Below are 14,405 nucleotides of genomic sequence, written 5' to 3' on the forward strand. Positions count from 1 at the left end.
AAGCGTATAGAACTTGTTCGATTCAAAGCGAACCAAAAGCACAGATACAAGTAGTACCTAGTGTGTGATCAAGTTATTTACTGGTTATTTTAGTTAATCATCAGACGTAGTAAAGTAAAATACTTCTTATTGCTTCAATTTGGCAAATACAGTATGGAATGCTTCAACCGTTGTCGCGATATGCTCTTCGGTATGCGCAGTCGATAGGAACATGCCTTCAAACTGGGATGGCGGTAGGAAGATGCCTTCTTCCGCCATTAAGCGATAATAATCAGCGAATAATGCAAGATCGGATGTTTTCGCTTTGTCGTAGTCAGACACTTTTTCATTTGTGAAGAAAAAGCCAATCATCGATCCAGCACGGTTCACTGTGTGTGGAATATTGTATTTTTCTGCTGCAGCACGGAAACCGGCCTCCAGCTGATCGCCTAGTTTCATGAAATGATCATATGATTCGGGTGTCAGTTTTTTCAACGTTTCAATACCGGCAGTCATTGCAAGCGGATTTCCTGATAAAGTGCCTGCTTGGTAAATCGTCCCCGCAGGAGCCATATTTTCTAGGATTTCACGTTTTCCACCATACGCACCTACAGGTAACCCACCGCCAATTACTTTTCCGAGACATGTGATATCAGGTGTAACACCGAAATAGCCTTGTGCACAATTGTAACCGACACGGAAGCCTGTCATGACTTCATCGAATATAAGAAGTGTGCCGTTTTGTTCAGTCAGTTCACGCAATCCTTCAAGGAAGCCTGGTTCAGGAGGAACAACGCCCATATTACCTGCGACGGGTTCAACAATGATTGCAGCTAGATCGTCGCCGAATTCTGCAATCGCGACTTTAATGCTTTCAAGATCATTATACGGCACAGTAATCGTGTTTTTGGCAACCGATTCTGGAACACCTGGGCTATCTGGAAGACCCAGTGTCGCAACACCTGAACCTGCTTTAATGAGCAGTGAATCGGCGTGGCCATGGTAACAGCCTTCGAATTTCAAAATTTTATTGCGTCCCGTATAGCCGCGCGCTAAACGCAATGCACTCATTGTGGCCTCTGTACCTGATGAAACCATACGAATCATCTCGATAGATGGAACGCGCTCGATAACTAATTTCGCAAGTTCATTCTCGGCTAATGTTGGAGCACCGAAGCTAGCTCCAGTTTCCGCTACACGCTTGATACCATCGACGACGTCACTGTCAGAGTGACCATGAATAAGAGGACCCCAAGACAAGACATAGTCAATGTAGTCATTGCCATCGATATCCGTAATGATTGCGCCTTTTCCACTTTCCATGAAAATAGGATCCATATTGACGGATTTGAAAGCACGGACAGGTGAGTTAACTCCGCCCGGCATCAAATTTACTGCTTCTTCAAATGCTTGTTTTGACTTATCATAACTTCTACCCATTTATTTCTCCTCCAGCCAGCGCGCAGCATCTTTCGCATGGTACGTCATAATAATATCCGCACCTGCACGCTTCATACTCGTTAACGTTTCTAAAACAATCTGTTTTTCGTCAATCCAGCCATTTTGAGCAGCAGCCTTTACCATTGCGTACTCGCCACTTACATTGTAAGCCACGATTGGCAATAAAAAGGTGTTTTTTACGTCGCGTACGATATCAAGATAAGACAATGCCGGTTTGACAATGAGGAAATCGGCACCTTCCAATACATCTGATTCCGCTTCACGTAATGCTTCCATTCGGTTTGCGGGATCCATTTGATACGTTTTACGGTCACCAAACTGCGGTGTAGAATCTGCTGCATCACGGAACGGACCGTAATAAGCGGAAGAATATTTCACCGCATAGGACATGATCGGTATTTCTGAAAAACCAGCTGCGTCAAGCCCTCGGCGTATAGCCACAACAAAACCGTCCATCATATTTGAGGGGGCGATAATATCAGCACCGGCTTCTGCTTGGCTTACAGCTGTCCGCGCCAATAAATCTAGAGAAGGATCGTTCAATACTTTCTCTCCTTCAACCACACCACAGTGACCATGGTCAGTAAACTCGCAAAGACACGTATCTGCGATAACGACAAGGTCAGGATAACGTTCTTTCGCAAGACGGATTGCTTTTTGAACAATTCCTTCAGCGGAATAAGCTTCTGAGCCCACATCGTCTTTCGTTGCTGGGATACCGAACAAAATAATTGAAGGAATACCTAGTGAGACGACTTCATCGAGTTCAATTGCAAAGTGGTCAAGTGATTTCTGGAAAACACCCGGCATTGAAGCAATCGGATTATTGATATCCTCACCGTCGATAACAAAAATCGGATAAATAAAATCCTCTTTCTTCAGAACAGTTTCCTTTACCATTGACCGTAATGTGCTCGATGCACGAAGACGTCTGTTGCGTCTGAATTGTAATGTATCCATAATTACCCTTCCTTTCGCCCCGCCAATTTCTCAACGAGATCTTTAAGTGTGTATGTATCTGGCCTAACATGGACAGGTGCGCCAACTTCTACTAGCGCACTCTCCGTCACATGACCGATAGCACCGATTGTATAGCCATTCCAGCCTGTACGCGGCACAACTTCTTCCGCAAAAACTGCCACTGCCGAAGGACTTGCGAACAACACGTTCAATTGCTGTTTTTTCTGCAACAAAGCAACAAGTGAATCAATGGAATCATTTGCACGCTCTGTTGTATAAACAGTCCATTCATCCACTTCAAAAGGCAATTCTTCTTTGATGGTCACTCCAGCAATCGATCCACGGAGAAATAAGATGCGTCGAATATCTGTTTCAACAGGATTAAATTCCTTAACGAATGTATCCGCACTGAAAACCGTTGGAATGAAATCGACCGTAAAGCCAATTTTCCTGAGTGCATCAGCAGTACGGATACCGACAGCCGCTATTTTAGCTGGAATTGCTTCTGGTGAAAAATTGTGTCGAATGAGCTTGGCTCCAAAAGCCGTAACCGCACTTTGACTGGTGAATATCAACCAGTCGTAAGTCGGACATGCGTTCAAACGGAGCTCATCTGTCTGTTCCACCAACTCTGCCACTTGAATGAGCGGCAATGAAACTGGCGTACCTCCATAGAGCTTCACCAGTTCGAATACATCTTCTGATTTCGGCGTTCCTGTGAAGACGACTGTTTCAGCTAACAGTGGTTTACCGTTACGCATCCATATCCGCCTTCACTTTCTCAATCACCTCAGAAGCTCCTTCAGCACGTAAAGTTTTTGCAACTTCCTTGCCAGCTTCAATAGGATCTTTACTCGTAAATGTACTTTTGAATACTTGTATAGCGTCGGGAGAAGCAATATAACCAGTCAGTTCAACCTCACTGCCATTGTATTGCGCAAAACCTGCAATCGGAACTTGGCATGAGCCATCCATTTCAGTAAGGAAAGTACGCTCTGCTTCTACTTCTTTCCACGTTTTCTCATCAGTTAGTTTGGCAAGTTCGGCTAGTAGTTCTTCATCATCAATACGGCATTCAATTGCAAGTGCTCCCTGCCCTACTGCAGGAATACAATCCTCAACAGACATATATTCCGTGGTGATATCTTCACTCCACCCCATCCGTTTCATTCCAGCGGCTGCTAGAAGAATCGCGTCGTATTCGCCGTCAACCATTTTTTTCAAACGTGTGTCGATATTGCCACGAATCCATTGAATATCCAGGTCGGGACGTAGTAAAAGCAACTGTGAACTTCTACGTAAACTAGATGTTCCAACAATCGCTCCTACCGGCAAGTCCATGAATTTCACATGATTTTTTGAAATGAAGGCATCACGTGCATCTTCTCGCGGAGGGATACAGCCGATAACAAGTCCTTCCGGTAAAACTGCCGGCATGTCTTTCATACTATGTACTGCAAAATCGATTTCTTTATCGTACAATGCTTGCTCAATTTCTTTGACGAAAAGACCTTTCCCACCGACTTTAGACAACATGACGTCAAGGATTTGATCGCCTTTCGTAACGATTTCTTTCACTTCAAACTCAAATGGTGCACCAGCTGCTTTCATTTGTTCAATGAACCAGTTTGTCTGTGTTAAAGCAAGTTTACTTCTTCTTGAACCTACAATTATTTTTCTCATTTTCATAAAACCAACCTTTCAAATGAATAATTCACTATTAAAATCCATTAAGGGATCAATATTTAAATCCAGGAATGGAATTCAGATAATTTGCTCGCTAGGAAAAAATTAATAATAACAAAGAGAAACGCAAATACATTTGCCCACGCAAAGTCATTTCCTGTAAGCTTGCCACTCCGCTTCAAGAATAATACAGAACCATAAATGGCAAGCAAGAAAAATGAACCCAATATTTTTATATCGAATATAGACCACGTGTCTAGGGCAACAGTCGCCCACTGCATGCCTAGAACTAAGCTAACAAAAAGAATTGGTATTCCAGTGTAAAGAGCGGCTTTCATTCCTATCTCTGCTTGATGAAGGGACGGTAGCCTGCCAAATTGTTTCGTCCATTTCTTTTCTTTTAAAACCTTATAGACAAGGAGATAGAGAATCGAAAAAACAAAAGACATTGCAAATGCGGCATACGATAAAATTGCAAAGGTTATATGGATAATAAGAAGTTCAGAAATGAGTGCTTCCCCTATCGCTGATTGTTCAATTTGTACAGGTGCAAACGTATGAATCGTCATGAATATAAAACCGATGACATTCAAGAAAAACACAGCGTGACTCACTTTGTAAAATAGGTGCAGGACAATCGATAATGTAATCAAAAGCCATGCGTAAAAAAAGATGCCTTCAAAGAGAGTCAGTACCGGAAATCTTTTCATTTCGATAATATACATCACTAGGAAAAAACTTTGCAGAAAATAGACAACGGATAAAATCCAAAAAGCGCATCGATGTGCAAAGGTATCCTTATTTAAATAATCTATAAAATAAAAAACGAGGCTAACCGCGTAAAGGACAACCATTACTTCATGCAGCCTCGTCATCATCATATCTGCCATGATCACTTCTCTGCCTTTCCGAACCAATAAGGGCGTTTCCGCATCTATAGTGTATCACACTGATGCGGAAACGCCCCTTTGACAAATACTCAAAATGTCAAATTCGGTTGTGCCATCGCATTTCTTTCCGCTCTGACTTTTAACCGTTCTACTGCTTGTCTTGCAAGCATCTCTTTCTCCTTCACTACATCCTCACCGATACCGAAAATTTGCTGGAATAGCTCTAACTTTTCGTTCGATTTCGGATCCATAGATAATTCTTTCACCTGTAAAATTGGATCTTTCAATAACTGATTGACAATCGATTTCGTATGTTTGTTCAACACTTTCTTTTCGCGTTCCGTCAAATTGGGCATCTTGTTTTCAATGCTCGCCATCGTTTCTGTTTGAATAATATGTGCTTTTTGACGAAGTGCCGAAATGACAGGGACAACTCCAAGTGTAGCAACCCATTCTTTGAAAACGACAATTTCTTGTTCAATCATTAAACCGATTTCCTCAGCTGCATGCTTTCTTTCTGCAAGATTCGCCTCGACAATACCTTGTAAATCATCGATATCATAAAGAAAGACATTCGGTAAATCACCGATACGCGGATCTAAATCGCGCGGAACAGCAATATCAACCATAAATATCGGTCTTCCTTTACGCAACCGTACTACTAATTGCATGAGTTCCAAGTCGATTACGAAGTCACTTGCGCCAGTTGAACTAATCAGTACATCCGCTTCAAGTAAGGTGCATTGAAGCTCTGCCATCGATTTTGCAACTCCACCGAATTTATCGGCAAGCAGTTCTGCTTTTGAAAGTGTTCTATTGACAACTGTCACTTTGCTTGCACCACTACCATGCAAGTTCTTTAAAGCGAGTTCGCCCATCTCACCTGCACCAAGAATGGCTACATGCTTCTGATCCAATGTGCCAAAAATTTTCTTACCAAGTTCTACAGCTGCATAGGATACCGACACTGCATTATCACCAATTGCGGTGTCAGTATGCGCTTTTTTAGCAAGTGTAACTGCTTGCTTAAATAGTTCATTGAAAACAGTACCCGTCGTTCCCGTTGTTTGGCCCATGAGGAAACTATCCCGTACTTGGCCTAATATTTGTGTCTCGCCAAGAACCATGGAATCTATGCCTGCCGAAACACGCATTAAATGCTCAACTGCCCCGTCATTTTCCATGATGACCAGGTGCGACGAGAATGCTTCAAGTGGAATATCGAACCATTCAGCCAGGAAATTCTTCACATAATAACGACCTGTATGTAACTGATCGACAACTGCGTATATTTCAGTACGGTTACATGTGGATATAATTATATTTTCTAATATACTCTTTTGCTGTTGCAGTGTTTGCATCGCCTGTGGCAGTTCTGCTTCAATAAAAGATAGCTTTTCCCTTATTTCAACAGGTGCTGTCCGGTGATTGACACCAATTATGATTGTATGCATCAGGTGTTCACACCTTTCACGTTCTATTTCACGCTTTCTATTATACCATACGGCTGTCCCTTTTTCTGTTTAAAATTGTGAACAACGTATGAATACCAGCGGTTTAATGAACCTATTTATAATGATTACAAACTAATACTAACAGCCTTTGAAATGACAAGCAATCAATGTGCAATATACATATCCTTTGTACGATGCCACTCATAATCCGAAGCATACCTATTCGTACAAAATAAATAATCCGGAAAACGATTTCAACTCGTCTCCAGATTACTATTTATATAATTACATTCTACTCTCAATTTCTTTCCATGCTTCTTCCATGCCAATTCCCTTTTCAGATGAAAAGACAATCAAAGCATCATATGGACGCATAGCAAGTGTTTCACGAACTACTTTTTTATGTTTTTCCCATTTCCCCTTTGGTATCTTGTCCGCCTTCGTCGCAATGATGATTGCTGGCATATTGTTATCCACGAGGAAATCATACATATTACAATCTTCGGCACTTGGCGCGTGACGCAAATCAACAATTAGGACAACAGCACGGAGAGGTTCCCGTTCTGTCATATATTGTTGAATAAATTTCCCCCATGTTTCACGAGATGACTTTGATACTTTTGCATAGCCATATCCCGGGACATCGACAAAAAATAGTTGCTCTTCAATTTTATAAAAGTTTAATGTTTGTGTCTTACCCGGTTTCGAAGAAGTTCGAGCAAGACTCTTTCTGCCAATCATCTTGTTGATAAAAGAAGATTTCCCGACATTGGAACGTCCTGCTAGCGCAAATTCTGGATATCCTTCTGACGGGTATTGATCTGGTCGTACGGCACTCATAATCATTTCTACGTTATGGACTTTCATTTGGAAGTCTCCTCCAATGCAATTTCGAGGACCTCTTCTGCGTCAGAAACGAGCTTGAATGTCATTTCCTTCCGGACGCTTTCCGGAATATCTTCGATGTCGCGCTCATTTTCAATTGGCAAGATAATTGTTGTCAAGCCAGCTCGATGGGCACTTAATGTTTTTTCTTTTAATCCACCAATTGGCAACACTCTGCCTCGTAATGTTATTTCACCAGTCATGCCAACTTCACGGCGAACTGGACGTTTTGTCAATGCGGAAACTAACGCTGTTGCAATGGTCACACCAGCCGATGGACCGTCTTTTGGAATGGCCCCTTCAGGAACATGGATATGAATATCACATTTTTTGTGAAATTCCGGATCAATTCCGAACTCCACTGTTTTTGAACGTACATAAGACAGCGCAGTTTGTGCAGATTCTTTCATTACGTCCCCAAGTTTACCCGTCAAAATTAACTTCCCTGCTCCAGGGGATAAAGAAACCTCAATCTGCAAAGTATCTCCTCCAACTTGGGTATAAGCAAGCCCTGTCGCAACGCCGATTTGATTGACCGTTTCCGCCTGACCATACCTGTGTTTCTTTTTACCTATGAGTGATTCAAGCGTTTTCGGGCTAACCGTGATGCTTTTTTTCTCACCTGTAACTATCAATTTCGCTGCTTTACGGCAAATGCCTGCAATTTGACGCTCTAGTCCACGCACACCCGCTTCACGCGTATAGTATCTCACAATGTCCTGGATTGCCGGATCACTGATGCGAACTTGGGATTTGGTCAATCCGTGTTCTTTTAACTGCTTTGGAATTAGATGATTTTTAGCAATCGAACGTTTCTCAATTTCAGTATAACCTGCAATTGAGATGATTTCCATACGGTCTCGGAGTGGTCCTGGAATCGCACTTAAATCGTTCGCTGTCGCAATGAATAGCACATTTGATAAGTTATAAGGTTCTTCAATATAATGATCACTGAATTTGTCATTCTGTTCCGGATCAAGTACTTCCAACATAGCAGAAGATGGATCACCACGGAAATCATTCGACATTTTATCGATTTCATCTAGCAGGAACACCGGATTAATCTTTCCGGACTTTTTCATTGCCTGGATAATCCGTCCCGGCATAGCACCTACATATGTCCGCCTATGTCCTCTAATTTCTGATTCGTCACGTACTCCACCAAGTGAAATACGAACAAATTTTCTACCAAGAGATTCAGCTATGGATCTGGCAAGAGATGTTTTCCCAACTCCTGGTGGACCTTCAAGACAAAGAATTGGACCTCTTAATGAATTGGTCAACTGACGTACCGCCAAATATTCCAGTATACGTTCTTTTACATTTTCAAGACCATCATGATCACGATTAAGGATTTCTTCAGATCGGTTAATATCAAGCTGATCTTTTGAAGCATCAGTCCAAGGCAATGTTACAAGCCACTCAATATAATTCCGTATAATACCACTTTCAGCTGCAGCAGAAGGAATCTTTTCGTATCTATCCAGTTCACGCAATGCCGCTTCTTTGACCACTTCTGTCATACCGGCTTTTTCAATACGACTTGTTAAGTCTGCAACTTCCAGCCCTTTTCCATCTTTATCGCCAAGTTCAGTCTGGATAGCCTTCATCTGTTCGCGTAGATAGAATTCTTTTTGCGTCCGTTCCATTGCTTCCCTTACACGTTCATTTATTTTCTTTTCAAGATTGAGCACTTCCTGCTCGTTATATAGCCTGCTCGTAAGCCATTCTAGACGTTTATTGATATTTGTCGTTTCTAGAACTTCCTGTTTTGCCGCAAGCTTGAGTGGCAAATGAGAGGCAACCGTATCTGCAAGTCTTCCCGGTTCAATAATTGATGCTACAGAATCATATGTTTCTTCCGTGACTTTTTTCGAAATTTTCGAATACTTTTCAAAATATGTAAGCAGGGTTCTCATTAATGCTTCTGATTCCGCATCTATTGTCTCATCATCCGGGAACCCGATTACTTCAACAACAGGATAAAGGTCTGCTTCTTCATAGTTAGACCATTCTGCACGTTCAATACCCTCAATCAGTATGCGATATGTTCCATTTGGTAACTGAGTCAGCGATTTTACCGACGCCAATGTACCTACCTTATACAAATCTTCGGGCTCTGGATTTTCTATGCTAATATCTTTTTGTGTCGCAAGGAAGATTAGATTGTCTTTGGCAATTGCATGTTCAATTGCGAATACGGAGCGTTCTCTTCCAACATCAATATGTAAAATCATCGTAGGGTAAACAAGCAACCCTCGAAGCGGTAAAAGCGGTATGTTATTTAATTTATCTGTCGACATAGGGTAGTCACCTCCGATAATTATGTATATCCTACTTTATGTTCAGTAAAACATTGAAAAAAAGCTGACATCCGATAAGCGCATATTCACGCGCTTCGTCGGAGTCAGCTGCATCCTTCAGGCGTTACGCCGAGTCTTTCTCATTATCCAGAATAACCCGGGTACCATCTTCCGTTAAGAGAATCGGATTTGATTGTCCCAACACGGATTCTTTAGTAATGATGCACTCTTTCACTTCTTCAAGTGAAGGCAGTTCATACATTACATCGAGCATGATATTTTCAATGATTGAACGCAGACCACGGGCACCTGTTTTTCGTGTAATGGCCTCTTTTGCAATTTCAAGCAAGGCATCATCCTCGAAACGAAGTGCAACATCATCCAGTTCGAACATTTTTTGATATTGTTTTACGATTGCATTTTTTGGAAGAGTCAATATCTGATAAAGAGTATCTTCACTCAACTGTTCAAGACTTGCAAGAACAGGCAAACGACCAACAAATTCTGGAATTAGACCGAAACGCTGAAGATCTTCAGGTATCAGTTTAGCAAGATACGATTCCTCTTCAATAATTGTGTTGGGTTCAGCACCGAATCCAATTACTTTTTGACCGATACGACGTTTGATGATTTCTTCGATTCCATCGAATGCTCCACCGACAATAAAGAGGATATTCGTTGTATCGATTTGAATGAATTCTTGATGAGGATGTTTGCGACCACCTTGTGGCGGAACACTCGCTACAGTTCCTTCAAGAATTTTAAGTAGTGCTTGTTGAACACCTTCACCTGAAACATCACGTGTTATAGATGCATTTTCAGATTTACGAGCGACTTTATCGATTTCATCAATATAGATGATTCCTTTTTCCGCACGATCAACATCATAATCTGCTGCCTGAATTAACTTCAGCAAAATATTTTCTACATCTTCACCGACATATCCTGCTTCAGTCAATGATGTAGCATCTGCAATAGCAAAAGGTACGTCAAGGATTCTTGCAAGGGTTTGAGCGAGTAATGTTTTACCACTACCCGTTGGTCCGATGAGTACAATATTAGATTTCGATAACTCGACATCATCAATCTTACTGTTCGAGTTAACACGTTTATAGTGGTTATAGACAGCTACCGAAAGTGATTTTTTCGCGCGATCCTGTCCAATCAGGTATTCATCGAGGATACTTTGTATTTCTTTTGGTTTCGGAACGTCTTTAAGTTCAAATCCTTCTTCAAGACCGACTTCCTCTTCTACAATTTCAGCACAAAGTTCAACACATTCATCACAAATATAGACGCCTTGACCTGCGACTAGCTTACGAACCTGCTCCTGGGATTTCCCGCAAAAAGAACAGTTTAAGTTATCTTTTTCATCGTTAAATTTGAACACTAATCTCACCCCTATTTAAGTGACAATCTTACAAGATTCCCAGGTTTTTATCAACTAATTAGAATTCATCGCTTTACACATTTTATTATGTCTTTCTATGAAAAACAAGGTACGGTCTTCCGTACCTTGTCCTTAATTCACTTTATTATTCAGTAATCTTTGCGTTTTCTACCAAGAATTCAACTGTTTTGTTGAAACGAAGATCGTTTTCAAGAACTTTAGTTCCACCAAGCGTTGTTTTAATTTGCTCGATATCCATGCCGAACTGCTCAGACATTTTTTCGAGTTCAGCATTAATATCTTCTTCTGCAACTTCAATGCTTTCAGCTTTACCAATTGCTTCAAGTACTAAAGAAACACGGACACGATTTTGTGCGTCTTCTTGCATTTGAGTACGAAGCGCTTCTTCATCTTGTCCAGAGAACTGGAAGTAAAGCTCAAGATTCATTCCTTGTGATTGTAGACGTTGTCCAAATTCTTCCATCATACGTTCAACTTCAGATTCAACCATCACTTCTGGGATGTCAACTTCCATATTTCGTGCTGCTGCTTCTACAAGATCATCACGAAGTGCTGTTTCGGAAGCAGTTTTTTTCTCTGCCAAAGTTGTTTCTTTCAACTTCGCACGCAATGCGTCAAGACTTTCAACTTCTTCGTCAATTTCTTTTGCAAGTTCGTCATCTAATGCAGGAATTTCTTTAGATTTGATTTCATGAAGTTTCACTTTGAAAATAGCTGCTTTACCCGCAAGTTCTGCCGCATGATATTCTTCAGGGAAATCTACTTCAACATCTTTTTCTTCGTCTGTTTTCATGCCAATCAATTGCTCTTCAAATCCAGGGATAAATGAACCTGAACCGATTTCAAGATCGTATTGCTCGCCTTTACCACCATCGAAAAGTTCTCCATCAACCGAACCTTCAAAGTCGATTTTCACTGTATCACCGTTTTCAACAGTGCCATCTTCTTTCAAAGCTAGTTCTGCGAAAGCTTGTTGACGTTCTTTTAGTTGTTCTTCGATTTCCTCATCAGTAACTTCAGTATCCTGACGTGTTACTTCAAGACCCTTATAGTCGCCAAGTTTAACTTCAGGCTTCAATGCAATAACTGCTTTGAAAATAAGCTCTTTCCCTTTTTCCATTTGTTCGATATCGATTTCAGGACGGTCGATTGGTTCAACGCCCGCTTCGTCAAGTGCATTAGAATATGCTTCTGGAAGAATGAAATCAAGTGCTTCATTGTAAAGTGATTCTACACCATACATTTTTTCAAACATTTGACGTGGCATTTTCCCTTTACGGAATCCTGGTGCTTGTACTGTTTTCACAACTTTTTTAAATGCTTTATCAAGACCTGCTGTTACTACCTCTGCAGGTACTTCTACTGTAAGAGTCCCTTTGTTTCCTTCTTGTTTTTCCCATTTAACTGACATAATTAATTACCTCCGAATCGTTTTGGCCAATATGTTTTGATACGTATATACTCCATTGACAACCATTTCAGTATATCATAGTCTCTTCATCTTTCAACAGATTTCGTACTTTGCTAAAGGTCCGAATCGTTGTCAATCTGCTGGATAAGTAAGTTCAGTTCTGTCTCAGGCAACTGCTCACCCGAAAAGAGGCTTTCTATGTAGTTTACATAAGCTGTCGCAATGTCTTCCGAATTATTATTCCCCCATCCAAAAGGGAATGCAGTAATTGCGAATTTCTCGATGAGCCCCTGCGCCATTTCCAATCTGGATGGATCTTGAAAGAGTTGCCGTTCTATCTTTTCAAGGACTTCTTTCGTCATTGCATCTTGTCCAGGCAAAGTCATATTAGCAGGAACAACTTGCTTTTTCCAACCAAATTTACTGATTACAAGTTCTTCATCGTCCCCTGTTTGATGCAACAGTGTCAAAGCGAAGGTAATGGCTAGTGGTGCAACGTCGTCCTGTACAGCTATTTCCTTCAGTAAAGGAGCAAGGTCTGATAAATCACTACCTTCAAGTGAAGCAAGTGCATACTGTTGTGTCATAGCATCCATCTTCATGAATTCGTCGAATTCGAAGGATTCCATTTTAAAACCCGGCTCATCAATTGCATAGCGTTCTGACAAACGAGCATTCAATTCCCTTAGGTAATTGAATTTGTTGAGCATATTTGGCGGAACAATTCCTTCATCAAGCAGCGCATCAATGGTCATTTCGACTTCATCATATTCCTCTAGCTGAATACTGATTGTCAAATACAGTTCCATTGCATCGACGTAATCTGCAGTTCCACTATGAAGTAGCCTTGCCGCAATTTCCTTAGCTCGCCGAAATTCTTTTGTTTCGTAAAGGGCAACAGCGTAAGGTCCTAGAAATTCCGGATTATCAGGTTCATAAACAATTGCCTGATCAAATGCTTCAACCGCTTGTTCGTAGTCCTCTGTCTCAACGGCAACATGCCCTTTTTCAACTAGCTTTTCAAAAGTTCCCGGGAAGACGATTAGGTTTTCTTTTTTCCTGAGTCTTCCGTATTTCTTTCTCAATACGCTCACCTTCTTTCATCATTTCTCACTATATCATAGCGTTTTATAATTTAACATTAATTTCCGAAGTGTTTTGTAGAAACGTTATTTGTCCCACGGATAATCAGGACGAAAATAGTGTTATGCACCTCTGTGAAGTAATGCGATTTCCCCTACCAAACACCTCATCCCAGTGCTAGGTAAGAATTGATTTTCATTGTTGAAAAAACGGGATGAATCGTTTCTTATATAGGAAAGCAATGACATTCAAGATCGAGCTAGGAATTTTCTTGCTAATGAAACATTTGCGATAAAATTGAGGGTAAGCTTTTTTCAGGTTATTCCACTGCTGACAATCTTTCTTTTGCCTATAACGTGCCACATCAATGAGCTTTATCTCGTTATTTGAAGTGATGAAAATATTGCGCAAGTGAATGTCAGATGGATTTAAGCCCAAATTCGAAGCCAAGGATAGTGCGTGATCAATTTCATCGATATGCGCGGTTGTTATAACTTTTCCATGTGTTAAACATTCAAAAAGTGTATAACCATCAATATAGTCCATGACAAGATAATTTAATCCAGTCTCATAAATCGAAGGGAAATAAGGAGTATCTTGAAGTACTTTATAAATTTCGGCTTCTTCTTTTGCGATGTGTATATATATTGGAAAGAACACTTTAATTGATATATTTGATGATTTGATCCTGAATACAAATGCACTTCTTCCTGTTCCAATGTGTTCTAAAGATTTATCGTATCGAACCAGTTGATTTTTCTCGTTAATGATGACCGTATTTACAAGCTCTTGATAAGTAGTCAAATATTAACCTCCAATAATTTTATGATTAAGCCAAGAACACCCGTGACTTCAGTCGTGGGATGAATTGGCTTTCTTTTT

At 40.8% G+C, this 14,405-nt stretch carries 12 protein-coding genes; all 12 read right to left on the bottom strand.

Annotated features, from left to right (window positions below; genetic code table 11):
- Positions 1-126 precede the first annotated feature (126 nt).
- On the bottom strand, positions 127-1,419 hold the full coding sequence (gene hemL, locus AC25Y6_RS13015) for a glutamate-1-semialdehyde 2,1-aminomutase (protein ID WP_488143326.1): 1,293 nt from the start codon (positions 1,417-1,419) through the stop codon (positions 127-129).
- The gene (gene hemB / locus AC25Y6_RS13020) at positions 1,420-2,400 is read right to left on the bottom strand and encodes a porphobilinogen synthase (protein ID WP_482100881.1); all 981 of its coding nucleotides are present in this window, start codon (positions 2,398-2,400) and stop codon (positions 1,420-1,422) included.
- Positions 2,401-2,402: 2 nt separating this feature from the next.
- Positions 2,403-3,161 carry a uroporphyrinogen-III synthase gene (locus tag AC25Y6_RS13025; protein WP_482100882.1) on the bottom strand — a complete coding sequence of 253 codons (759 nt, stop codon included), beginning with the start codon at positions 3,159-3,161 and terminating at the stop codon, positions 2,403-2,405.
- Entirely contained in the window at positions 3,154-4,083 is a 930-nt protein-coding gene (gene hemC, locus AC25Y6_RS13030) for a hydroxymethylbilane synthase (protein WP_488143327.1), read from the bottom strand. The genes AC25Y6_RS13025 and hemC overlap by 8 nt, the downstream gene beginning before the upstream one ends.
- 62 nt (positions 4,084-4,145) lie before the next feature.
- Complete coding sequence (locus AC25Y6_RS13035; RefSeq protein WP_488143332.1) at positions 4,146-4,976, bottom strand: cytochrome c biogenesis protein; 831 nt, start codon at positions 4,974-4,976, stop codon at positions 4,146-4,148.
- An 89-nt stretch (positions 4,977-5,065) separates the two neighbouring features.
- Entirely contained in the window at positions 5,066-6,430 is a 1,365-nt protein-coding gene (gene hemA / locus AC25Y6_RS13040) for a glutamyl-tRNA reductase (protein ID WP_488143328.1), read from the bottom strand.
- Positions 6,431-6,715: 285 nt separating this feature from the next.
- Positions 6,716-7,297: a ribosome biogenesis GTP-binding protein YihA/YsxC gene (yihA, locus tag AC25Y6_RS13045; RefSeq protein ID WP_482100885.1), complete on the bottom strand. Its 582-nt coding sequence runs from the start codon at positions 7,295-7,297 to the stop codon at positions 6,716-6,718.
- Positions 7,294-9,618: an endopeptidase La gene (lon, locus tag AC25Y6_RS13050; protein ID WP_488143329.1), complete on the bottom strand. Its 2,325-nt coding sequence runs from the start codon at positions 9,616-9,618 to the stop codon at positions 7,294-7,296. Before lon ends, yihA begins: the two co-directional genes overlap by 4 nt.
- Before the next feature lie 124 nt (positions 9,619-9,742).
- Positions 9,743-11,008, bottom strand: a complete 1,266-nt coding sequence (clpX, locus tag AC25Y6_RS13055) for an ATP-dependent protease ATP-binding subunit ClpX (RefSeq protein ID WP_482100887.1) — start codon at positions 11,006-11,008, stop codon at positions 9,743-9,745.
- 145 nt (positions 11,009-11,153) lie between these two features.
- The gene (tig, locus tag AC25Y6_RS13060) at positions 11,154-12,440 is read right to left on the bottom strand and encodes a trigger factor (RefSeq protein ID WP_482100888.1); all 1,287 of its coding nucleotides are present in this window, start codon (positions 12,438-12,440) and stop codon (positions 11,154-11,156) included.
- Between the two features lie 113 nt (positions 12,441-12,553).
- Complete coding sequence (locus AC25Y6_RS13065) at positions 12,554-13,525, bottom strand: tetratricopeptide repeat protein (protein WP_488143330.1); 972 nt, start codon at positions 13,523-13,525, stop codon at positions 12,554-12,556.
- 193 nt (positions 13,526-13,718) lie between these two features.
- Complete coding sequence (locus AC25Y6_RS13070) at positions 13,719-14,327, bottom strand: protein kinase family protein (RefSeq protein ID WP_482105356.1); 609 nt, start codon at positions 14,325-14,327, stop codon at positions 13,719-13,721.
- Positions 14,328-14,405: the final 78 nt, after the last annotated feature.

It is taken from the genome of Sporosarcina sp. Y1004 (genome assembly GCF_057669665.1).

What these genes read in the sequence shown, in the direction of transcription:
- AC25Y6_RS13035 (WP_488143332.1), bottom strand. Translation starts at nt 4,976, where the DNA reads ATGGCAGATATGATGATGACGAGGCTGCATGAAGTAATGGTTGTCCTT.
- hemL (WP_488143326.1), bottom strand. Translation starts at nt 1,419, where the DNA reads ATGGGTAGAAGTTATGATAAGTCAAAACAAGCATTTGAAGAAGCAGTA.
- yihA (WP_482100885.1), bottom strand. Translation starts at nt 7,297, where the DNA reads ATGAAAGTCCATAACGTAGAAATGATTATGAGTGCCGTACGACCAGAT.
- hemC (WP_488143327.1), bottom strand. Translation starts at nt 4,083, where the DNA reads ATGAGAAAAATAATTGTAGGTTCAAGAAGAAGTAAACTTGCTTTAACA.
- AC25Y6_RS13025 (WP_482100882.1), bottom strand. Translation starts at nt 3,161, where the DNA reads ATGCGTAACGGTAAACCACTGTTAGCTGAAACAGTCGTCTTCACAGGA.
- lon (WP_488143329.1), bottom strand. Translation starts at nt 9,618, where the DNA reads ATGTCGACAGATAAATTAAATAACATACCGCTTTTACCGCTTCGAGGG.
- hemB (WP_482100881.1), bottom strand. Translation starts at nt 2,400, where the DNA reads ATGGATACATTACAATTCAGACGCAACAGACGTCTTCGTGCATCGAGC.
- tig (WP_482100888.1), bottom strand. Translation starts at nt 12,440, where the DNA reads ATGTCAGTTAAATGGGAAAAACAAGAAGGAAACAAAGGGACTCTTACA.
- hemA (WP_488143328.1), bottom strand. Translation starts at nt 6,430, where the DNA reads ATGCATACAATCATAATTGGTGTCAATCACCGGACAGCACCTGTTGAA.